This window comes from Acidobacteriota bacterium (genome assembly GCA_004299485.1).
In the GTDB taxonomy this organism is placed as follows: domain Bacteria; phylum Acidobacteriota; class Terriglobia; order Terriglobales; family SCQP01; genus SCQP01.
The window spans coordinates 225121-245541 of sequence record SCQP01000002.1; the positions used below are offsets into that span (position 1 = coordinate 225121).

Consider the following 20421-nt stretch of genomic DNA (forward strand, 5'->3'; position numbering starts at 1 on the left):
GAACGCCGAGTGCATGCCGCTGGGTTAGAGGCGCGCGGGCGCTTCGGGCTTGGCCGCGGCGGTCTTGGCCTCCGGGGTGTTCTCCCAGGCATCATCAGGCGCGACGCCAGGGTCGAACCAGATCGGCCTCGTCTCACCCTTCCAGGAGACAAACTCCTCGTGGCAGTGGAAGCGAACAATCCGGTTGATCTCGTCGGTGCCCTCCCGGTTGAGGTGCGCGTATAACGGGCGCTCGTGATGGTGTGAGATGAGTATGGCGCGATGCGAGCCCAAGGGCAGGATCACTTCGATTGCCTTTTGCGCAAGTCCAGGGCTTCGGAAAAAGGGCGGTCGCTTATACGCTTCCGGGTTCCACCAGACGCAGGGTTGGTCTGACGTAATGAAGCCGAGCTCGTCGCGTGTGGTTACAACCGTCATCGCCATTGGAAAAGGAGCTCCGGCAGCATTTTCAGAGTCGTGGCGAGATGCACCTGCGGCGCGGCTTGGATTAGCTCATCCAATTCTGAAGTTGCTACCGTGCCGGCTCCGCGGGCTTTTGCGAGGGCGGCAGTTTGATCCCGGAGGCGTGTAAGATTGTCGCGCCAGTGCTCTCCCGCTGCATAGGTGCGTGCGCACATCGCCGCTGCAAAGGTGCACAACCGCGCGCGGTCGTGATCCGTCAGCTTCTCGTAACGGCGCACCCTTGAAAGGACACCGACAAAATCGCCTTCCAGCCTTGAAAGCGTCTCCTCAAGGACCAGCTCCCGCTGACCGTTCGGAAGAGTAATCGTGTAGCGATCGGTTGCGGTGAAGGATTTTTCCGGTGAGCGATTTTTTATTGCTGGTCCGTCCTTCGAAATGTGCCAAACGTATGGCGAGTGACCGGCGGGAGTTTTCGGATCGCACCAAGCCTTCAGGTAGCACTTCGGAATCGTGTGTTGTTTGGAATGGGGCGGCACGCGCAGAATCTCTCACCGTTTGTTGCGTCGTTCTGTATTACGCGTGATCCAGGCTGAAAGCGCAGGCTCCTCGAGATCACCGCTCGCTAAGGACTCGATGACGCGGATGGCGTCGAGTTGGTCGGCGTTCAACTGGCGGTCGTTGATCGCGAGGAATACGCCAATAGCAAGAAATGCAGCGCGCTTGTTGCCGTCGACGAAAGGATGGTTCCTGGCCAGGCCATAGGCGTAGCAGGAGGCCAAGTCGGCGAGAGAGCAGGTGGGTCGATAGGCCTGCATGTTTTGGGGGCGGGCAAGAGCGGATTCGAGCAGGCCGTGATCGCGAACGCCGCGTGCACCGCCGAAGGTAGCGATGCTCTCTTCGTGCAGGAGCAGCAGAGTCTTCGCACTTAGCCAGTTTGGTTCGCGCCTCATTTGGCGAGGGCTTTGAAGGTTTCGCGATACTCCCTCATGAACTGCTGGCCGGCTTGCAACTGGGCTTCGATGGCCGGGTCGTAGGGCGTGAGGAGATAACCCTCGGGCGTCTCAATGGCGTACAAGGTGTCGCCCTTGCTCACCTTGAGGCGGGAGAGCATTTCCTTTGGAATGACCGCGCCAGTCGAGGTCCCGACTGTAGTCAATTTGAGAGCCGTCATACGTATGCTTATTATAATGCCGATGCGAAGCGGGTGCGTATCTGATAGCGGGTGGCGGGAGGGGTGTTGGGGACGGTCTCGTAGAGGTTGAATCCGGAGGCAGTCCAGGTGGCGGGTGCGAAGGGAGTGAGTTGGTCGGGGCGCTGGCCGGGGCGCAGGCGGGCGAGGCTGATGTGCGGGGTGAAGGGGCGCGGATCGGGCGCGAGGCCGAGAGCCGCGAGGCGCGTGCTGATCTCGCCGGCGAGCGCCGTCAGCGGCGGCGAGGGCGCGATGCCGGCCCAGAGGACGCGTGGGCGGCGGAGATCGGGGAAGCCGCCGAGGTGCGTGAGCTGGAGCGGGAAGGGCGGCCAGCGAAGATCGGCGAGCGCGGCCTCTAGCTCGCGAACCCGGGCGTCCGGCCAGGCGCCGATGAAGCGCAAGGTGAGGTGCAGCGCCTCGGGCGCCTCCCAGCGAATAGCCGGCGTTGCTTGCTTCCAGGTCGAAAGGGCGGTGCGCAATTCCTCGCGGTTGGCAGGAATTGCGAGGAACAGCCGCATCGTCTAGCGCTACGCTTTCGGCTTCCAGCGCAGCACGGGATTGCGGGCAGCAGCGACTTCGTCCAGGCGGCTGATTTTGGTGGAGTGCGGCGCGCCGGTTACCAGTTCGGGCTGGGTGCGGGCTTCTTCGGCAATGGCGTGCATGGCGGCCAGGAATTCGTCCATTTCGCGCTTGTTGATGCTCTCGGTGGGTTCGATCATGAGCGCGCCGCGCACCACCAGCGGGAACGAAACTGTATAGGGATGGAAGCCGTAGTCAATCAGGCGCTTGGCGATGTCGCCGGTATGCACGCCCTGCGGCGCCTGGTTGGCGTCGCTGAAGATGACCTCGTGCATGGAGGGCGTGGGGTAGGGAAGCGCGTAGTCGGCTTCGAGCTTTTTGCGGAGATAGTTGGCGTTGAGCACGGCATCATCGGTGGTCTGCTTGAGGCCGTCGCAACCGTTCGCCATGATGTAGGCGAGGGCGCGGGTGAACATGCCGAAGTTTCCGTAAAAGGCGCGCACGCGGCCGATCGAGCGTGGCCGGTCGTAGTCGAGCGCAGGCGCGCCATCGGACTTGCGCGTCAGGACTGGAATCGGCAAATAGGGTTCGAGTTCCTTGCGCACCGCGACCGGGCCGGCGCCGGGACCACCGCCGCCGTGGGGCGTCGAAAAGGTCTTGTGCAGGTTGAGATGCATGACGTCGACGCCGAAATCGCCGGGCCGTGCGCGGCCGACGAGGGCGTTCATATTGGCGCCATCCATGTAGAGCATGCCGCCGCGCTCGTGCACCAGCGCGGCGATGCGCTTGATGTCGGGCTCGAAGATGCCGAGGGTGTTGGGGTTGGTCAGCATCAGCGCCGCCACGTCGCTGGTCATGAGCTGATCGAGGCTGGCCATATCGACCGTGCCGGCGGCGTTGGATTTGAGGTTGGCGACCTGATAGCCGGCAATGGCAGCGGTAGCGGGGTTGGTGCCGTGAGCCGAGTCGGGGATAAGGACTTTGCGGCGGGCGTCGCCGCGTGCGGCGAGGGCTTCGCGCACGAGCAGAATGCCGGTGAGTTCGCCCTGCGCGCCGGCGGCCGGCTGTAGGGTGAGCGCCTCCATGCCAGTGATTTCCAGCAGGTAATCGGAGAGCAACTGCATGATGCGCAGCGCTCCGCGCGAGAGCGACTCGGGCTGCAAGGGATGGCCGTCCCCCAAGCCCTCGATGCGGGTAACGTGCTCGTTGACGCGGGCGTTGTACTTCATGGTGCAGGAGCCGAGCGGATACATGCCGGTATCGACGCCGTAGTTCCAGGTGCTCAAGCGGGTGAAGTGACGGATGACTTCCAGCTCGCTAAGTTCAGGGAAATCCTGGATCTCGGTGCGCGTTTGGGCAAGCGGAGCAGCGGGCACGTCGAGCGAGGGGAGCTGGTAGCCGCGCTTGCCGGGTGCGGAGACTTCGAAGAGTAAGTCTTCGTTCTGGACAATGTGCCGGGAGGCTCGCGTTCCGGCGGCGATGCTGGTTTCGGGCGCAGTGATGGAAGCAGTTTCAGACATGGCTTAAAACAGAGACGAGGCGGTCAAGACGCTCGCGAGGAATGATCTCGGTGGCGCAGACTAAAAGGGCTTCGCCCAGCTCGGGGTAGTCGCGCGTGAGCGGGAGGCCGGGAATGAGTTGATTGCGGTACAGCTCGGGCTCGAGTTGGGCGAGCGGGCGCGGTAGCTTCACGACGAATTCGTGGAAGCGCGGAGCCGGGAAGAGAACATCGAGTCCTGCCTGAGCGCACGCCTGCGCCAGGTAGGCTGCTTTGGCGTGGTTCTGCTCGGCCAGCTCGCGCAGGCCTTGTTTGCCGTAGGTGGCCATGAAGATGCTGGCCATGAGGGCGCACAGCGCCTGGTTGGTGCAGATGTTGGAGGTCGCCTTTTCGCGGCGGATGTGCTGCTCGCGGGTGGACAGCGTCAGCACGAAGCCGCGTCGGCCTTCACTGTCGTGCGCCTCCCCGACCAGCCGGCCGGGGATTTGGCGGACGAATTTTTCGCGGCAGGCGAGAATGCCGGCGTACGGGCCTCCAAAGCCGACCGGAATGCCAAAGCCTTGCAGCTCCATGGCGACGATGTCGGCGGCGGCTGGCGGCGGCAGCACGCCGAGCGAAACCGGGTCGGCGATGACGGCGACCAGCAGTGCCCCGTGGGCGTGAGCGATTTCCGCGGCGGCGTTCCAGTCTTCGATGGTGCCAAAGAAGTTCGGACTCTGGATGGCGACGGCGGCGGTGGCGTCGGTGACCGCGGCACGCAGCGCGGTCAGGTCGATGCGGCCGTCTTTGCTGTAGCCGATTTCGGCGATGGGGAAATGGCGGTTCCGCGTCAGCGTGGCCAGCACCTGCCGGTACTGCGGATGCACGCTGCGGGCGACCACCAGGCCCTCGCGGCCGGTGATGCGTGCGGCCATCAGGCAGGCTTCATTGAGCGCGGTCGAGCCGTCGTACATGCCGGCGTTGGCGACTTCCTGGCCGGTGAGCTGGCAGATCATGGTCTGGAATTCGAAGATCGACTGCAGCGTGCCCTGGCTGATTTCCGGCTGATAGGGGGTGTAGGCGGTGAACCATTCGCCGCGGCCGATGAGATTGTCGAGGTGAGTGGGACGGAAGTGCTGGTAGGCGCCGGCGCCCAGGAACGACGTAAAGCCGGGGGCGTTGTCGCGTGCGGCCTGCTGGAACCAGGCGATGATGTCGGCCTCGGCGCGGCCGGTAGGGATGTGCAGCGGGCGCTCGAGGCGGCAATCATGGGGAATCGAGGCAAACAGCTCGTCGGCCGACGACAAGCCTATCTCATCCAGCATTTCCTGCCGGATGGCATCAGAAGTTGGCAAGTACCGCATGGGTTTAGTGCGCCGCCTCGGCTACGAACTTTTCATACGCGGGCGCGTCCATCAGCTTGTTGACGTCGGCGGGATCGCTCAGCTCCATCTCGACCATCCAGGCCGCGCCCTGGGGGTCCTGGTTGAGGAGTTCGGGCTTCTTCGCCAGCTCATCGTTGATGGCCTTCACCTTGCCGGCGATCGGGGCGTAGACCTCCGAGACCGCCTTGACGGATTCGACCGTGCCCAGCGCGTCGCCGGCTTTCAGCTCAGCGCCGACGGCGGGTAGCTCGACGAAAACGATATCGCCCAGTTGGTTTTGGGCGAAGTCGGAGATACCTACCTTGGCGGTCTTGCCGTTGGGTGCAACCCATTCATGTTCTTTGGTATAGCGATAATTGCTCGGGTAAGCCATGATCGTTCCTTTACCTAACGCGCGCGCTTATAAAAGGGCAGCGGCACCTGTTTGGCCTTGACGGTGCGTGCCCGGATTTGAATTTCAATGCCCGCGCCGGGCGAGGCCAGCTCGACCGGCACGTAGGCCATGCCGACGTTGCGGTTCTGGCCGGGAATGGGGCCGCCGCTGGTGACGTGGCCGACGGGTTTGCCGCCGATCAGCACCGGATAGCCTTCGCGGCCGATGCCGGGTTCGGTCATCTCGAAGCCGACGAGCTTGCGGCGGATGCCTTCCTGCTGTTGCTTCTCGATGACGGCCTGCCCCAGGAATTCGGGCTTGTTCAACTTGGTAATCCAGCCCAGGCCGGCTTCGAGCGGCGTGGTGGTGTCGTCAATTTCGTGGCCATAGAGCGCCATGCCGGCTTCCATGCGCAGCGTATTGCGGGCGCCCAGGCCGCAAGGCAGGATGCCCGAGCTCTTGCCGGCTTCGAGCAGGCCGGTCCAGACCTTTTCAGAGTGTTCCGGATCGAAGTACAGCTCGAAGCCATCTTCGCCGGTGTAGCCGGTGCGGGAGATGATGCACTCCACACCCAGGACCTTGCCGATGGTGAACCAATAATATTTGATCGGCGCCAGGGCAATCGAGGTCAGCGGCTGCAGGATGGCCAGCGCGCGCGGCCCCTGAATGGCGAGTTGCGTGTAGCCGTCACTGACATTGTCGACCTGCGCCTGAAAATGGTTTTGGGCGAGGATGTAGCTGAAGTCCTTCGTGCAGTTGCCGGCATTGACGACCAGCCAATAATGCTCATCGGTGAACTTGTGGACCAGCAGATCGTCCACAAACGTGCCTTGGGCCGTCATCAGGCCGCTGTACTGGGCCTGATCCAGGCTCAGCCGCGAGGCATCATTCGAGGTGACGTGCTGCACCAAGGCCAGCGCTTCGTGCCCGCGCACCGCCAGCTCGCCCATATGGCTCACATCGAACAGGCCGGCGCGCTCGCGCACGGCACGATGTTCAGGGATGATGCCGCTGTATTCGACGGGCATGTCCCAGCCGCCGAACTCGGTCATTTTGCCGCCCATCTGGCGGTGCATGGCGTTGAGCGCGGTTTTGCGGATGGGTGAAGTCGCGGGTGCGGGCGTGTCGCTCAATCAGCCTCCTGGCGGAATTTGTACGTTAGCATGGAGAGTGGCTCCTACACCAGAACCAGCCCAGGCAACGGCAGCCAGCACGGCGGCCTACGCCGCGCGGTTCCCGCAGTTGAGCCGTACCTACCATTTTCGCAAACTTCGGCTGCCGGGACAAAGCGAACCCGTCCAGGTTTCCTCGCTCGGTCTTGGCACCTACCTGGGCGCGCCCAACGATGCCACCGACGCCGGCTATGCCGCCGCCGTGGAAGCCGCTCTGGCGGGCGGCATCAACGTCATGGACACCGCCATCAACTACCGCAATCAGCGCAGCGAGCGGGCGATCGGCCGGGCGCTGCGTGCCACCGGCATTGCGCGGGGCGAGGTCTTCCTGTGCTCCAAGGCTGGCTACCTGGCCGAGAATGCGGCGCTGCCGCCGGGCTTGATCCGGCCCGGCGAGCTGGTGGGCGGATGCCATTGCATGGCTCCGGTATTTTTGGCGCATCAGTTGCAAACCAGCCTCGAAAACCTGGGCGTCGAGGCGCTGGATGTGTTTTACTTGCACAACCCGGAAACCCAGCAAGCCGAGCTCAGCCGGGAAGAGTTTTACCGGAGGGTGCGGGCGGCGTTTGAATTGTGCGAGAAGCAGGCGGCGCAGGGGCGGATCCGGGCGTACGGCGTGGCCACCTGGAGCGGGCTGCGGGTGCCTCCGGACGAGGCGAACTATCTGGATCTGAACCGCATGGTCGGGATCGCCAGGGAACTGGCGGGCGAGGAGCACCACTTCCGCTTTGTGCAACTGCCCTTCAATCTGGCGATGCCCGAGGCCTATTCGCTGCTCAACCAGGTGGTCGACAAACCGCCGTATGTTTCGGCCCTCAATGCCGCCTTCCGCCTCGGGCTGCACACGATGGCTTCGGCCAGCCTGATGAATGGCCGCCTGCTGCCGCTGCCCGACGAGGTCAAGCAGCATTTGCAAGGGTTTTTACCGCCGGCCGCGAGCGATGCGGAGCTGGCCTTGCAGTTTGTGCGCTCGACCGCCGGGGTGACGACGGCGCTGGTGGGCATGTCGAATCCGGCGCACGTGACCGCCAACCTGCGCGCCGCGGCTGTTGCCCCCGCCCCGCCGTCGCAAATTGCCAAGCTGCTGCAACAATAGGCGGCGGTTTCGCTCCCGCGCACGCCTCCAGCACCTCCTCTGGGGCATGCGATGCAGGCTGTAAACTGTAAGCTGTAAGCTGTAAGCTGAGTCGCTTATGCTCCTGAAAAAAGAACGCTTGTTTACTCCCGGCCCCACCGCGCTGCTGCCGCAGGCCCAGGCGGCGATGGCGGCCATGGCTCTGCACCATCGCACTAACGAGTTCCGCGCCTTGTTCAAGACCACGCGCGAGCGCTTGCAGAAGTTTTTGGGCACAAAAAACGACGTCATTCTGCTGACCGCATCCGGCAGCGGCGCGATGGAATCGGCGGTGACGAATCTGGTGTCTCCGGGCGAGCGCGTGCTGGTGATGTCGGCGGGAAAGTTTGGCGAGCGCTGGCAGAAAATTGCCAAAGTCTACGGCTGCAACATCGACCTGGTGCAGTTGCCCTATGGCGAGAGCTTCGGCGCCGAGCACGTCAAGGGCCGGCTCAGCGGTGCGAACGCCGCGCAGGTGCTCATGGTGCAGGCGAGTGAGTCGTCCACCGGCTGTAAGCACGACATTGCCGCGATCGCCCGGGCCGCACGCAAGGAGAATCCCAACGTGCTGCTGCTCATTGACGGCATCACCGGCGTGGGCACGCAGCCGCTCGACATCGACGCCTGGGATTTGGACATCGTGATCGGCGGCTCGCAAAAAGCCGTGATGATGGCGCCCGGCCTGGCCTATCTGAGCGTCAGCGAGCGGGCGTGGAAGGCGATGGAGTCCTCGAAGACGCCACGCTTCTATTTCGATCTGCGCAACGAGCGCAAATCCCAGGTGAACGGCGAAACCTGCTTTACGCCGGCCATCGGGCTCGTGGCCGCATTGAACGCCGCGCTGGAATACATCGAGAGCATCGGCGGCTGCGCGGCGCTGGTGGCGAATGCCGAGGCGCTGGGCGCGGCTACGCGCGCAGCCTTGGAGGCGCTGGGGCTGAAGCGCTTTGGCAATGGCGCGCCCTCGGGCGCACTGACTGCAATCGCCATGCCAGAGGGATTCGATTCCGGGCTGGTGATCAAGGCGCTGCGCGAGCAGTTTGGCACTGTGGTGGCGAACGGCCAGGGCGAGATGAAGGGCAAGATGATCCGCGTCGCCCATCTCGGCTATTACGATTTCCCTGAGTTGCTCTCGGTGGTGGCGCAGTTGGAGATCATCCTGGCGCAGCTCGGCCAGTTCGATCATGCTAAGCTGGGCGCCGGTGTGCGCGCGGCGCAAACCTACTACCTGGCCCAGCATAAAGCGGCAGGCGCAAAGGCGTAACTTCATATGAAAGTCGTCGTTCCGGAGAAGATCTCTGCCCGTGGGCTGAAGGTGTTCGAAGACGCGGGTTTTCAAGTGGCGCAGTTGACGCCGGCCTCGGTGGCGAGCGGCGAGCTGGCGCGCGAGCTGGCCGACGCGGAGGCGCTGGTGGTGCGCTCGGCGGTGAAGGTGACGCCGGAAATTATCGCCGCCGCGCCCAAGCTGCGCGTCATCGGCCGCGCGGGCGTGGGCGTCGATAACGTCAACGTACCCGCGGCTACGGCGCGAAAGATCGTGGTGATGAACACGCCGGGCGGCAGCTCGGTCGCGGTGGCGGAACTGGCGCTGGGGTTGATGCTGGCGCTGGCGCGGCACATTCCACGCGCGGACGCCACCATGCACGCCGGTCAGTGGGAAAAGAAATCGTTGCAGGGCACGGAACTGATGGATAAAACGCTCGGCCTGATCGGCTGCGGCCGCATTGCCCTAGAAGTCGCCAAGCGCGCGGCGGCGTTCGGGATGCGCGTGCTCGCCTATGATCCAGCGCAGCCCATGGAGGCGGCGCGGCAGGCGGGCATCAGTTTGGTGGACTGGGACCAGTTGCTGTCGCAATCGGACTACCTGAGCCTGCATCTCTCGCTCACCGAAAGCTCCCGCAACCTGCTCAACGATGCCGCTTTCGCCAGGATGAAGCCGGGCGTGCGGATCATCAATTGCGCCCGCGGCGAGGTCATTGATGAAGACGCGCTGCTGCGCGCCCTGCAATCCGGCAAAGTGGCCGGCGCGGCGATTGACGTTTACCGCAAAGAGCCGCCTCCGCCCGACGCGCCGCTGCCGCATCATGAGCACGTGATTGCCCTGCCGCACATCGGCGCCTCTAGCGAAGAAGCGCAGGAACGCGTGGGCGTCGCCATCGCCGAGCAAATCCGCGACTACCTCGTTCAAGGCACCATAAGCAACGCCGTCAACGCCTAGAGCGGTTTTAGCATCGCTGTAGCCAGGCGGACCGATCCGACTGCGGCTTCGACACCAGGAGAAGCCGCACGCACCTCGCCGGAGCGAGCCACACCTACGCTAAAACCGCTCTAACCTCCGCCTGGCGCCGCCGGGCCTGCACCCGGTGGCTGGAAGGCGACGGCGAAAAACTGGTTGAATGGATGCTCGACCGGCAGCTTGGAAAAGTTCTTCAGCCCCGCCGCGGCCGTCACCTTCGCGATGTTCCCGGCGCCCATACCAGCGCCATATCCGGCGCCGCCGGATGCCAGCGAGCAGGTCATGCACTGTAACATGCTCACCGAGTAAAACAACTTACCGATGGAATTGATGTTGTCCTCCACCCGGTCGGCCATATTCGGCTCGATGATGAACCAGGTTCCGTCGGCTTTGAGGGCGCCGGCGACGGCGCGTGCCGTGCCTTCCGGCGAATGCATATCGTGCAAGCTGTCGCAGGTCATGATCAGGTCGAACTCGTGCGTCTGCGGAAGCGCATCCGAGGCGCGCAGCTCGAACCGGAGGCGTTCGCCGAGACCCGCCGCCTGAGCTTGCTGGTTGGCATACTGCACGGCCGGTGGGTAGCTGTCGAAGCCCACAAAGCTGCTGCGCGGAAATGCGCGGGCCAGTTCCAGCAACGCCCGCCCGCGGCCGCAGCCCACGTCCGCCACTCTGGCGCCAATCTGCAGTTTGCGGTGTACCTCGGGCATGGCGGGAATCCAGGCCTGGGTCATGAAGTTGGCGTAGCCGGGACCAAACAGCCGCTCCGTACCCTCGAACGTGTCCTGGCTGAAGTCGCTGTACGGAACGCCTCCACCCTGGTGCATGCACTCGCGCAGCTTGGGAAGAAGCCGGTAATGGTCGGGAATCATCTGCGACATGCCGCCGACGAATGCCGGACTGGTTTCGTTGGCCAGCACCATGGCCCGTTCTGGCAGCAGCCAGAGCTTGCCGCTCGCCGGATCGTACGACAGATAGTCGGCGGCGACCATCGCCGCACTCCACTCCCGCAGGTAGCGCTCCTGCAGGCCGGTGGCCTTGGCCAGCTCGGCTACCGTCATCGGCCCCTGGCTGGCGATCGTTTTGAAAAGGCCCTCGCGGTCGCCGAGATAGAGCAGCGGCCCGGACATCGCCGCCGCCAGATCTCCCACCACCTTGAGGCAGAAATCATGAACTTTGTGTAGATCGGCGGGAGCCGCCGCCTTTCCGGCTGAAAGATCAACTGGGGACGTGGACACGCGTGCACCTCCTGGCAAACATATCCTTAGCATATATAACGGATTGAGACCTGCGTCAAGCTCCTGCGCAGGCCGGAGTTGCCCCTCAGCCGAACTTACTGATTCTGCCCTCGCCGCGCCGCTCGCGGCTTCGGGGAGCTAGTGTATCGCGGCGGTGGTGACGGCGTGGGCGGCGGGGCCGGGGAGATCCTTTTGCATGGCAGCAATCACCGCGCCCGGTTCGGTGACCGGCGGGTTGTCGAGGTACTTGCCGAAAAAGACCAGATAACGGCGCCAGCGGTCCTGAATGTGGCGCGGCTCGACGAAGCCGTGATGCTCGCGCGGATAGGTGATGAACTCGACCGGTACGTGCCGGTCGCTGAGGGCACGGTAAAACTCCTGCTGCTGCGCAATGGGTACGCGATGATCCTGCAGGCCGACCATGATCATAGTCGGGGTGGTGACGTTTTCAACGTACTTCATGGCGGAGTGGTCCCAATACTCGGCGCGATCGTCCCACGGATCTTTGTTGCCGAAAAACATTTTCAGGTAGTTGGGGATGTCAGTCTCGGAATAAAACGGATACAGATCAGGCAGGCCCGCGCCCGGCGAGATCGCCTTGAAGCGGTGCGTCTGGGTGTCGATCCAGTAGCTCATGTAGCCGCCGTAGGACCAGCCGAACTCGCCCATGCGGTTCGGATCCACCCCGCCTTTGGCGAGCAGTGCGTCGACGCCGCTCATGTCGTCGTGGTAGTCGCCGCCGCCCCAGTCGTGGAAGTTCAGCGTGGCGAACTTGAGGCCGCGCCCGCTGGAGCCGCGGAAGTTCGGCTGCAGCAGCAGGTAGCCGTTGGCGGCGAAAACCTGATCCTGCGCGCTGAAGGCCAGCATCGAGGCGCCGGTGGGGCCGCCGTGCGGGTTTAGCAGGAACGGGTACTTGTGCCCGGCACGGAAGCCGGCCGGTTCGGTCACGATGCCGTCAATCTCAAGGCCGCCCACTGAGCTGGTCCACTTTACGACGGTGGTGTGGCTGAGGGCGTACTGCGCGAGCCAGGGATTCTGATCGGTGAGGTTCTGCAGCGTCGCGAAGTCGAGGCTGGAGCGGAAAACCTCGCCCGGATGCATCGGGTCGGTCCAGATGCCGATGGCGAAGTGGCCGTTTTTGCTGATGCCGCTGACGCGAACCACAGCCGCCTGGTGACTGAGGCGCTGCACCTGGCCGCTGGCAAGGTCCACGGAGAAGACCGCCATGTCTTCGCGATCGCCGGTATTGAAGTAGATAGTCTTGCCCCCCGGCGCCCAGATCGGCGTGTCCATGCCGAGCGCGAAATCGGCGGCAATCTGACGTGGTGCGCCGCCCGTGGCCGGCACCAGATACAGGCCCGGATGTACCTGCGCTTCGACTTCGTGGTCGCGCGGGGCGGCCAGGAATGCGATCGTGTTGCCGTCGGGCGAGAAGCGGGCGTTCTGGGTGATTTCATCCTTAGTCACCAGGCGGTGCACTTTGCCGGTGGCGACGTTGAGCACGCGCGCGGTGGGATTGCTGCCATCGTTCAGCGAGGGCGTGGGATGAGTAGTGAAGACAATTTGGCGGCCATTGGGCGACCAGTGCGGGTCACTCACCGTGTAGTTGCCATCGGTAAGCTGCCGGGCTTTGCCGCTGGCGATATGCCACAGCCAGAGCTGGGAGAGCGGAAAATCGTGGTCGACCACGGCGGCATCGTTGTGCTCCTTCAGGTCGAGCACATGCGCCGGGTCCGGCTTCGGCCCGGCCACAAGCAGCAGTGATTTGCCATCCGGCGAGAACTCGAAGCCATGCACGCCTCCGGGCAAATCGGTGACCGCCCAGGCCGCGCCACCGTTGAGGTACATGAACCAGACCTGAGGTTTGGCCTGTTCGCCTGTGCCCGAGTTCCGGATAAAGGCCAGTTTGGTTCCGTCGGGCGACCAGCGAACTTGGGAGGCGCTTTGATCGCCGCGTGTGTACTGGCGCGTGGCGCTCGCCGGGCCGTCGGCCGGTGTCACCCAGATCTGCGAGACCGGCTTCCAGGGCTTGTCCTTCGGCTCGAGCGTGGTGCGGACCTCGTAGGCCACTTTCTCGCCATTGGGTGACAGTACGGGCGAGGAGACGCTCGCCAGCCGCAGCGCGGCTGCAGTGCCGAAGAGTAGCTTACCGTTGGCGGCGCGCGCGGGCATTTGCGCGGATGCGGCAACAGCAAAAACGGCGACAACGAGAGCGGTAGTGAGCGTGCGCATAGATCTTCCTTAAAAGCCCCGGCCGGGCGAGGGTTTATGGTGCGGGAAAGGCGTATCGAGTTGCGAAACGTTCCACAAAAACGCGGCCAGCACGGCTGCGCCCTGGTTAGCCTGCTTGGCGTCAACCATCTCGAAGGTATCGATCTGCGAATGGTGTTCCTCGCGGTAATGCGCTTCGGCCTGAACGGCAAGGAATGCCGGGATGCCCTGGCGCTGGAAGGCGACGTGATCGGAAGCGCCGAAGTACTCGGTGCTGATGGGCTGCAAGGCGAAGACCTCCTTTAGCGGTTGGTACACTTGCGAAAGCTCGGGCATGGCGTTGTAAAAGCCTTCGATGGGGATGGACTCGATGCAGCCGGTGCCCACGTCGTCAATCAGCACCGCATCGGTCTTGGGCATTTCCGCAAGGTGGTTTTTGACGAAGGTATCGACCCCGACGCCGCCTTCTTCTTCGCCGGTGAAGAGGATGAAGGTGAGCGTGCGCTTCGGTTTCCAGCCGAGCGCGCTCAAAATGCGTGCGGCCTCGAGCGTAGCCATGGCGCCGGTGCCGTTGTCCACCGCACCCTGGCCGAGATACCAGGAGTCGAGATGGCCGCCCACGATGACCTGCTGGTCAGGCCACTCGGTGCCGGGAATTTGCGCGACGGTGATGGAGGCCGGCTCGGGCCCGGCGCTGAACGTGCCGCCGAGGTTCACCGTCATGCGCGGGTGGTTATGGTAGTTGTGGATCATGCGGTAGAGCAGGCTGTAGTCAGCGTGGCCAAGCGTGGCCGTGGGCACTTGCGAGGGCGCGTAACGGCCGGCGCCACCGATGGAGAACAGACCCCAGGGTTTGCCGCTATCGCGGATAACGACTGCCGCGCCCGCCAGCGGATTCGGTCCGCCGCTCATCATGGCGCGGAACTCGGCCATGCGGCGCTGCATGGCGGCGTAGTCGGGCACGCCCGTGGGCGGCATGATGACGGAATCGTAGGAATTGGGGAACTGCGCGTCCGGAGCGACATTGCGGCTGTTGGGCGGACCTTCGAGCACGATCGCGCCCTTGATGGCAGCGGGATCGACCGGATCGCCGGGGTTGTAGATTACGACCGGGCCCGTGACCGGGCCATCTGTTGATTTGCTCCAGCCTTCCGCGGCAATTGGGATGACTTTGTGCCAGGGGCTGAGGAGCACCGCCGTCGCGACGCCCGGTGTCCAGGAGTGCGCGACGTGGGTGGTTTCCAGATGCGCCTTTAAGCCGTATTTGCGGAACATCTCCAGCGTCCACTGACTGGCGTGCTGCATGTTCGCGCCGCCGGTGAGGCGCGGACCGATCTCGGTGGTGAGGTACTCTTCGTTCTGCATCAGTTGCGAATGGGTGTGGTTTTCGGCTTGAATCGCCAGATCGGCCTTTTCCATGGCATGTAGGTACCGTTCCTGGGCAGGCGTCATCGCCGGGCGTCCAAATTGCGCGCTGGCGGCGACCGCGAACGCGGTGGCAAGGGCAGCGGTATAAAGGGTGCGCATGAGCAGCATCATACCTTTGGTCGCAACCGAAACGCTATAATTGGGGATTCATTTATGGCGCTCGATACCGAGATTTTTGAACAGCGGCAGGCCAAGCTGGCCGAGCTGGCGGCGCAGGGCGGGGAAGCCTATCCGCACCGCTTTGCCTTCAGCCATACCGTGCCGCAAGTGCTGGCAACGTATGGCGAAACCAGCGGCGAGGCGCTCGAGGGCGAGCGCCCGGAGGTCAAGATCTGCGGGCGCCTGATGACCTTCCGGCCGCACGGTAAGGCGGGATTTGGCCACCTGCAGCAGGACGGCACGCAACTGCAGATCTATGTCCGCCAGGATGCCGTCGATGAAGCCTCGTTCACGCTCTGGAAGTCCCTCGATCTCGGCGATTTGATCGGTGTTGAGGGCTATTTGTTCCGCACGCGCACGGGCGAGCTGACCGTGCATGTCACCCGCGTCAAGTTGCTGGCCAAAGATCTGCTGCCGCTGCCGGAAAAATGGCACGGCCTCACCGACGTGGAGGCGCGCTACCGCCAGCGCTACCTCGACCTGCTGGTGAACCCGGAGGTACGCGAGATCTTCTTGAAGCGCGCCAGGCTGGTGGCTAGCTTGAGGGATCTATTCCATCAGCGCGGATACATTGAAGTCGAAACCCCGATGATGCAACCGCTCGCGGGCGGCGCTACGGCGCGGCCCTTCAAGACGCACCATCAGGCGCTCGACATTCCGCTGTATCTGCGCATCGCCCCCGAGCTGTATCTGAAGCGGCTGGTGGTTGGCGGCATGGACCGGGTGTTTGAGATCAACCGCAACTTTCGCAACGAGGGCATCTCGACGCAGCACAACCCCGAGTTCACCATGCTGGAGTTCTATGAGGCCTACAGCGACTACAACGTGCTCATGGACTGGAGCGCGGAGTTGCTGGCGGAAGTGGCGCGCCAAGTGGCCGGCAGCGAGAGAGTCAGCTTCCGTGGTGCCGAGGTGGATTTCGGCAATTTCCGGCGCCTGAGCCTGCGGGATGCAGTTCTGGAGTTCTGGCCGGCCGAGCGTGGGCCCAAGCCGCGCCGCGAGGAGCTGGAGGGCGCGCAGGCGGTTGAGCTGTTCGAGCAGGTGGCCGAGCGGCATCTCGTGCAGCCCACGATCATTTACGATTTTCCAATCGAAGTCTCGCCGCTGGCCAAGAACAAGCCGGACGAGCCGGCCTGGGTCGAGCGTTTTGAGATTTATGCGGGCGGTATGGAGATTGCCAACGGCTACAGTGAGCTGAACGATCCGGAAGAGCAGCGTCGGCGCTTCGAGCAGCAATTGGCGGCGCGCGAACGGGGCGATGAAGAGGCTCATGTGCTGGACGAGGACTACGTCCGCGCCCTGCGCTACGGCATGCCGCCGACGGCAGGCGAAGGCATCGGCATTGACCGGCTGACGATGCTGCTCACCGGCGCGCCTTCGATCCGTGACGTGATTCTGTTCCCGCTGCTGCGGCCGGAGAGCGAGCGTGCCTGACGATTTTCTGCAGCAGGTCAGTGAACGCGTCCTGGTGAGCGACGGCGCCATGGGCACCATGCTCTACGCGCGCGGCGTCTTCATCAACCGCAGCTACGACGAGTTGAACCTGTCGCAGCCGGCGGTGGTGAAAGAGATCCATCTTGCCTACGCGCACGCAGGCGCGGAGATCATCGAAACCAACACCTTCGGCGCCAGTCCGATTGCGCTCGAAAAATACGGCCTGCGTGAGAAGGCCGCGGCCATCAATCGCGCCGGCGTCGCCCTGGCGCGCGAGTGCGCGGGCGATGCCTGGGTGGCGGGGGCCATTGGACCGCTGGGCGTGTATCTCGAGCCGCTCGGCAAGCTGAGTTTTGAGGAAGCGCGCGCGGCCTTCCGCGAGCAGGCCGCGGCGCTGGCGGAATCCGGCGCTGACCTGCTGATGCTGGAAACCTTCGGCCAGGTGAATGAACTACGCGAAGCGATTTTCGGAGCGCGCGACGCCTGCAATCTGCCCATCGCCGCGCAGATCACCATTGACGACGAGGGTCGCGCGCTCGATGGCACCCCGGCGCAGGAAGCCGCACGGCGCATGCACGACTGGGGCGCCGACATCATCGGCATTAACTGTAGCGGCGGCCCGGTGGGCATGCTCGAAGCGCTCGAAGCCATGGCGCGCGCTACCACGCGCCCGCTGATTGCGCAGCCGAACGCGGGCAAGCCGCGCAACGTCGAGGGCCGCAACCTCTACATGGTGTCACCCGAGTATCTGGCCGATTACGCCCGGCAATTCATTACTGCCGGTGCCAAAATCGTCGGCGGCTGCTGTGGCACCACGCCCGAACACATTAAATGGATTCGAAATTACGTGCGGTCGACCACCCCCGGCCGCCGCCGCGTGCAGGTGAATACGGTGGCCAAGCCGGACGCCGAAGAGCGCAAGGTCATTCCTGCGGCGGAACGCTCGGCGCTGGGACGCAGGCTGGCCGAGGGCAAATTCGTCACGCTGGTCGAGATTCTGCCGCCGCGCGGCAGCGACGCTACCAAGGAACTGGAGAGTGCAGCCTTTTTCGAGCAGCATGGCGCCGACGCCATCAACATTCCCGATGGCCCGCGCGCCAACGCCCGCATGAGCAATCAAGCGCTGGCGCTCATGCTGCGCTCGCGGCTGCAGATCGAGCCGGTGCTGCACTACTGCTGCCGCGACCGCAACGTCATTTCAATGCAGTCGGACCTGCTCGGCGGCTATGCCCTTGGCCTGCGCAACCTGATTCTGATCACCGGCGATCCGCCCAAGCTCGGCAATTATCCCGATGCGACCGCGGTGTTCGATGTGGATGCCATAGGGCTGGCGAACCTGGTGAGCAATCTGAACCGCGGCCTCGATCTCGGCGGTAATGCGGTCGGCGGGCAGACGTCGTTTTTGATTGGCGTCGGCGCCAATCCCGGCGCGCTGAATTACGAGGAAGAGCTGCGCCGCTATCGCTTCAAGGTGGAAGCTGGCGCCGACTACATCGTGACCCAGCCGGTCTTCGACCTCGAAGTCATGGAACGCTTTCTGCATGACACCGAGAGTCATCGCCGTCCCTTGCTCGCCGGCATCTGGCCGCTGACCAGCGCCCGCCAGGCCGAGTTCATGCAGAACGAGCTGCACGTGCAGATTCCGCCCGCGGTGCTGGAGCGCATGCGTGCCGCGCGCACCGCCGAAGCCGCCAAGGCCGAAGGGCTGGCGATTGCACAGGAGATGGTGCGGGCGCTGCGCGGTAAAATCGCTGGTATCCAGATCAGCGTTCTCGGCCGCAATCAGGCCGGCGCGGTGCTGCTCGCCACCGCCCAGGAAAATACGGCCGCGGCATGATTTACCCCGACTGGCGCGCCTTTCTGCCCCGGCGCGAGGAACTGCGCCGCGCCGGCCTGAAGCTGGTGTTCACCAACGGCTGCTACGATCTCCTGCATCCGGGCCACCTGCGCACCCTCGCCACGGCGCGCTCCTTCGGCGATGCGCTGCTGGTAGCGATCAACGCCGACGCCGAGGTGCGTGCGTCCAAGGGCCGCAGCCGCCCGATCATTCCTGGGCAGGAGCGTGCCGAAGTTCTCGATGCCCTTGAATTCGTTGACTTCGTCACCTTCTTCGACGACCCCACACCGCTGACGCTGATCACCGCCCTGCTGCCCGACGTGCTGGTCAAGGGCGCGGACTGGGGTCCGGGCGCCGTGGTGGGCGAACCCGAAGTCCTCGCCGCCGGCGGCCGCGTCGAGCGCATCCCCCTCGCCCCCGGCTACTCCACCACCGCCCTCATCGCCCGCGCCCGGCAGACCGCCGGACGCTAGCCGAGCCAGCCGGCAAGATCGGATTGTGTCGCGCGTGCATCGTGCAATATCTTCGCTACGATTCCGCGGCCAAGATCTTCACCGCGGTGCACCGGAACGGTTGCGGTTCGACCATCGGGATGCCGAAAGAACCTGTGGCTTCCCCGCTGGCGGGCCTGGCGGAAACCGAGGCTCTCCAGAAACGCGACCATTTCACTGGGACGAACGGCCCGGAGGCGACTCAAGCATTGACCTCGACCTGCTCTAGCGCGACAAACTTCATGGCGGGCGCGTCCTGTTCCGCCAGGCAGAGAGCGATCACCTCGCGTATGCGCGGCGCCAGGGCGGATAGAGTCCGCGCCTGCGTATAGCAACTCGGGATCGACGGCACGCTGGCGACGAAGTAGCCATCTTCGTCCTGCTCGATGACAACGGTGAATTGCCGCGCCTTGCGCTTCGTTCCAACCTTGCCCATGGCGTGATTATAGCAATGGAATCCGACGTACCGGGGCCGGCATCAAGAGCTACATTGGTAGACACTCGGGTCGTGGTTTGCTTAAAATGAGCCGAGCACGCCTGCGCGCCGTAGCGACCGTGGTGCGTGTGTAGCACGCAATGAACCGCGCACAGGCCACCCCCGGTACAAACGCTCGCGGTGCAAACCCGCTCGCCTGGGCATTGGGCAACCTCGTCCACCTCCCTGCCGCTAATGGCGTGAGGTTCGGCGGGGTCGCCGGTAAGGTCGCTTACATCGCTCTCGGATGCCTCGTAGCCGTCGCGGTCGTGGCTTGGAGGCGCGGTGTTGATTTGTACGTTTTTGGGACGATTGTGGTCATCTTGATCTTCGGGTTTTTGGTGTGCAGTAAGATACTTGCGTTTGCCCAGGCGAACCCGGAGCTCGCTACGCTAGAGGGCGCGGAGATTCTTCGCTGGCAAGAGCAGTCGATAGCTGCCAAGGGTCTCCCCCAGCCCCCTGCCTCCCTGCCAGTCGAGGGAAAGCTCTTGCAAGCGAGCTCGACCAAAGAAATCACGTAAATGCCACGCTATTACCACATCAGCTACATCCTGCCGCCAACTGTGGACCCGAAGGCCGTCGAGTCAGCGATCAACCAGCAGTCGCTGGATTGGCTGCGGTACACAGGCAATTGTTACGTCGTGTGGACTGATGCAGACGCGAGCATGCTCGCCGGCGCTCTCATGACAGTTCCCGGAATGAGCGCGGGAAATTTTATGGTTTTCAAGATGGACATGAGGGCTGATAGCTTCGGGTATCTGCCGAACTGGATTTGGGAATGGCTCCAAAAGGATCGCACGGTTAATCCGTTTGAGTCTTGGAAGCTGCCACCGCCGCCCCCGTTTGTCGAGCAACCCCCACAAAAGTGAGCCGATGCTGGCTGCGCGCTATTCCTGACGCAGGGCTTGCTGGGGGTCGAGGCGGGCGGCACGGAGGGCCGGAGCCAAGCAGGCCAGGATGGTCAGCGCCACAAGACCTGCGGCGGTGAGAGCGGCGAGCGCGGGCGAAAAGCCGCTGAGGCCGGAGACCTGATGGGCGAGGGCGCGCTGCAGCAGCCAGGCGGCGATGGCCCCCAACATGACGGCGGCGAGGGCGAGCCTCAGGCCTTCGCGCAACACGATGCCGAGCAGTTGGCCCTGCGAGGCGCCGAGCGCCATGCGCAGGCCAATTTCGCGGCGGCGCTCGGCCACGCCGTAGGACATCACGCCGTAAATGCCGACCGCGGCCAGCGCCAGCGACGACGCTGAAGATGGCGCTATTGGCGCCAATTCCCAGCGGCAGGGC

Annotated in this window: 22 protein-coding genes; 7 read left to right on the forward strand and 15 right to left on the reverse strand. The window is 64.0% G+C overall.

Features of this window, described 5'->3' with window-relative positions:
- Nucleotides 1-24: 24 nt before the first annotated feature.
- From EPN33_03905 to gcvT, 9 genes are read right to left on the reverse strand one after another with little or no spacing between them, the layout of a single operon-like run.
- A complete protein-coding gene (locus EPN33_03905; GenBank protein TAN23971.1) occupies nt 25-423 on the reverse strand; it encodes a DUF4238 domain-containing protein in 399 nt (132 codons plus the stop codon).
- Nucleotides 414-947, reverse strand: coding sequence for a DUF4238 domain-containing protein (locus EPN33_03910; protein ID TAN23972.1), 534 nt, complete (start codon nt 945-947; stop codon nt 414-416). The genes EPN33_03905 and EPN33_03910 overlap by 10 nt, the downstream gene beginning before the upstream one ends.
- A gap of 3 nt (nt 948-950) precedes the next feature.
- Complete coding sequence (locus EPN33_03915; GenBank protein ID TAN23973.1) at nt 951-1352, reverse strand: type II toxin-antitoxin system death-on-curing family toxin; 402 nt, start codon at nt 1350-1352, stop codon at nt 951-953.
- Complete coding sequence (locus EPN33_03920; protein ID TAN23974.1) at nt 1349-1573, reverse strand: AbrB/MazE/SpoVT family DNA-binding domain-containing protein; 225 nt, start codon at nt 1571-1573, stop codon at nt 1349-1351. The genes EPN33_03915 and EPN33_03920 overlap by 4 nt, the downstream gene beginning before the upstream one ends.
- An 11-nt stretch (nt 1574-1584) precedes the next feature.
- Nucleotides 1585-2109 carry an RNA 2',3'-cyclic phosphodiesterase gene (gene thpR, locus EPN33_03925; GenBank protein ID TAN23975.1) on the reverse strand — a complete coding sequence of 175 codons (525 nt, stop codon included), beginning with the start codon at nt 2107-2109 and terminating at the stop codon, nt 1585-1587.
- 9 nt (nt 2110-2118) lie between these two features.
- The gene (locus EPN33_03930; protein ID TAN23976.1) at nt 2119-3630 is read right to left on the reverse strand and encodes a glycine dehydrogenase subunit 2; all 1512 of its coding nucleotides are present in this window, start codon (nt 3628-3630) and stop codon (nt 2119-2121) included.
- Complete coding sequence (locus EPN33_03935; protein TAN23977.1) at nt 3623-4951, reverse strand: aminomethyl-transferring glycine dehydrogenase subunit GcvPA; 1329 nt, start codon at nt 4949-4951, stop codon at nt 3623-3625. The genes EPN33_03930 and EPN33_03935 overlap by 8 nt, the downstream gene beginning before the upstream one ends.
- A 4-nt stretch (nt 4952-4955) precedes the next feature.
- A complete protein-coding gene (gene gcvH, locus EPN33_03940) occupies nt 4956-5345 on the reverse strand; it encodes a glycine cleavage system protein GcvH (GenBank protein ID TAN23978.1) in 390 nt (129 codons plus the stop codon).
- 14 nt (nt 5346-5359) lie between these two features.
- Nucleotides 5360-6478 (reverse strand): glycine cleavage system aminomethyltransferase GcvT, encoded by a 1119-nt coding sequence (gene gcvT, locus EPN33_03945; GenBank protein TAN23979.1) that lies wholly within the window; start codon nt 6476-6478, stop codon nt 5360-5362.
- Here gcvT and EPN33_03950 point away from each other — a divergent pair.
- The 3 genes from EPN33_03950 (at nt 6372) to EPN33_03960 (ending at nt 9849) form a co-directional block, all read left to right on the forward strand.
- Nucleotides 6372-7613, forward strand: a complete 1242-nt coding sequence (locus EPN33_03950; protein ID TAN23980.1) for an aldo/keto reductase — start codon at nt 6372-6374, stop codon at nt 7611-7613. The genes gcvT and EPN33_03950 overlap by 107 nt on opposite strands.
- A gap of 97 nt (nt 7614-7710) precedes the next feature.
- Entirely contained in the window at nt 7711-8895 is a 1185-nt protein-coding gene (locus EPN33_03955; GenBank protein TAN23981.1) for an alanine--glyoxylate aminotransferase family protein, read from the forward strand.
- A 6-nt stretch (nt 8896-8901) separates the two neighbouring features.
- The gene (locus EPN33_03960; protein TAN23982.1) at nt 8902-9849 is read left to right on the forward strand and encodes a hypothetical protein; all 948 of its coding nucleotides are present in this window, start codon (nt 8902-8904) and stop codon (nt 9847-9849) included.
- Between the two features lie 110 nt (nt 9850-9959).
- On the opposite strand, the gene EPN33_03965 is transcribed toward EPN33_03960, so the two are convergent.
- The 3 genes from EPN33_03965 to EPN33_03975 form a co-directional block, all read right to left on the reverse strand.
- Nucleotides 9960-11135: a methyltransferase domain-containing protein gene (locus tag EPN33_03965; protein TAN23983.1), complete on the reverse strand. Its 1176-nt coding sequence runs from the start codon at nt 11133-11135 to the stop codon at nt 9960-9962.
- Nucleotides 11136-11240: 105 nt separating this feature from the next.
- Nucleotides 11241-13334, reverse strand: coding sequence for a S9 family peptidase (locus EPN33_03970; protein ID TAN23984.1), 2094 nt, complete (start codon nt 13332-13334; stop codon nt 11241-11243).
- Between the two features lie 9 nt (nt 13335-13343).
- Entirely contained in the window at nt 13344-14852 is a 1509-nt protein-coding gene (locus EPN33_03975; GenBank protein ID TAN23985.1) for a M20/M25/M40 family metallo-hydrolase, read from the reverse strand.
- Between the two features lie 42 nt (nt 14853-14894).
- Between EPN33_03975 and EPN33_03980 the strand changes: the two genes are divergently transcribed.
- Genes EPN33_03980 through EPN33_03990 form a run of 3 tightly spaced genes read left to right on the forward strand, consistent with a single transcriptional unit; the run spans nt 14895 to nt 18644 of the window.
- A complete protein-coding gene (locus EPN33_03980) occupies nt 14895-16334 on the forward strand; it encodes a lysine--tRNA ligase (GenBank protein ID TAN23986.1) in 1440 nt (479 codons plus the stop codon).
- Nucleotides 16327-18171, forward strand: a complete 1845-nt coding sequence (locus EPN33_03985; protein ID TAN23987.1) for a bifunctional homocysteine S-methyltransferase/methylenetetrahydrofolate reductase — start codon at nt 16327-16329, stop codon at nt 18169-18171. Before EPN33_03980 ends, EPN33_03985 begins: the two co-directional genes overlap by 8 nt.
- Nucleotides 18168-18644, forward strand: coding sequence for a D-glycero-beta-D-manno-heptose 1-phosphate adenylyltransferase (locus EPN33_03990; GenBank protein TAN23988.1), 477 nt, complete (start codon nt 18168-18170; stop codon nt 18642-18644). Before EPN33_03985 ends, EPN33_03990 begins: the two co-directional genes overlap by 4 nt.
- On the opposite strand, the gene EPN33_03995 is transcribed toward EPN33_03990, so the two are convergent.
- Together EPN33_03995 and EPN33_04000 are read right to left on the reverse strand one after the other, a co-directional pair.
- A complete protein-coding gene (locus EPN33_03995; protein ID TAN23989.1) occupies nt 18641-18868 on the reverse strand; it encodes a type II toxin-antitoxin system HicA family toxin in 228 nt (75 codons plus the stop codon). The two genes, EPN33_03990 and EPN33_03995, sit on opposite strands and share 4 nt — an antisense overlap.
- Nucleotides 18865-19098: a type II toxin-antitoxin system HicB family antitoxin gene (locus tag EPN33_04000; GenBank protein ID TAN23990.1), complete on the reverse strand. Its 234-nt coding sequence runs from the start codon at nt 19096-19098 to the stop codon at nt 18865-18867. Before EPN33_04000 ends, EPN33_03995 begins: the two co-directional genes overlap by 4 nt.
- Before the next feature lie 560 nt (nt 19099-19658).
- Here EPN33_04000 and EPN33_04005 point away from each other — a divergent pair.
- Entirely contained in the window at nt 19659-20006 is a 348-nt protein-coding gene (locus EPN33_04005; protein TAN23991.1) for a hypothetical protein, read from the forward strand.
- An 18-nt stretch (nt 20007-20024) separates the two neighbouring features.
- On the opposite strand, the gene EPN33_04010 is transcribed toward EPN33_04005, so the two are convergent.
- Nucleotides 20025-20405 (reverse strand): FtsX-like permease family protein, encoded by a 381-nt coding sequence (locus tag EPN33_04010; protein ID TAN23992.1) that lies wholly within the window; start codon nt 20403-20405, stop codon nt 20025-20027.
- Between the last annotated feature and the right edge of the window lie 16 nt (nt 20406-20421).

Coding starts and splice junctions, on each gene's coding strand:
- EPN33_03935 (TAN23977.1), bottom strand. CDS start 4,951: ATGCGGTACTTGCCAACTTCTGATGCCATCCGGCAGGAAATGCTGGAT.
- EPN33_03975 (TAN23985.1), bottom strand. CDS start 14,852: ATGATGCTGCTCATGCGCACCCTTTATACCGCTGCCCTTGCCACCGCG.
- EPN33_03920 (TAN23974.1), bottom strand. CDS start 1,573: ATGACGGCTCTCAAATTGACTACAGTCGGGACCTCGACTGGCGCGGTC.
- EPN33_04000 (TAN23990.1), bottom strand. CDS start 19,098: ATGGGCAAGGTTGGAACGAAGCGCAAGGCGCGGCAATTCACCGTTGTC.
- EPN33_03950 (TAN23980.1), top strand. CDS start 6,372: ATGTCCCAGCCGCCGAACTCGGTCATTTTGCCGCCCATCTGGCGGTGC.
- EPN33_03915 (TAN23973.1), bottom strand. CDS start 1,352: ATGAGGCGCGAACCAAACTGGCTAAGTGCGAAGACTCTGCTGCTCCTG.
- EPN33_03970 (TAN23984.1), bottom strand. CDS start 13,334: ATGCGCACGCTCACTACCGCTCTCGTTGTCGCCGTTTTTGCTGTTGCC.
- EPN33_03965 (TAN23983.1), bottom strand. CDS start 11,135: ATGCTAAGGATATGTTTGCCAGGAGGTGCACGCGTGTCCACGTCCCCA.
- EPN33_03955 (TAN23981.1), top strand. CDS start 7,711: ATGCTCCTGAAAAAAGAACGCTTGTTTACTCCCGGCCCCACCGCGCTG.
- EPN33_03930 (TAN23976.1), bottom strand. CDS start 3,630: ATGTCTGAAACTGCTTCCATCACTGCGCCCGAAACCAGCATCGCCGCC.
- gcvH (TAN23978.1), bottom strand. CDS start 5,345: ATGGCTTACCCGAGCAATTATCGCTATACCAAAGAACATGAATGGGTT.
- EPN33_03990 (TAN23988.1), top strand. CDS start 18,168: ATGATTTACCCCGACTGGCGCGCCTTTCTGCCCCGGCGCGAGGAACTG.
- thpR (TAN23975.1), bottom strand. CDS start 2,109: ATGCGGCTGTTCCTCGCAATTCCTGCCAACCGCGAGGAATTGCGCACC.
- EPN33_03980 (TAN23986.1), top strand. CDS start 14,895: ATGGCGCTCGATACCGAGATTTTTGAACAGCGGCAGGCCAAGCTGGCC.
- EPN33_03960 (TAN23982.1), top strand. CDS start 8,902: ATGAAAGTCGTCGTTCCGGAGAAGATCTCTGCCCGTGGGCTGAAGGTG.
- EPN33_03905 (TAN23971.1), bottom strand. CDS start 423: ATGGCGATGACGGTTGTAACCACACGCGACGAGCTCGGCTTCATTACG.
- EPN33_04005 (TAN23991.1), top strand. CDS start 19,659: ATGCCACGCTATTACCACATCAGCTACATCCTGCCGCCAACTGTGGAC.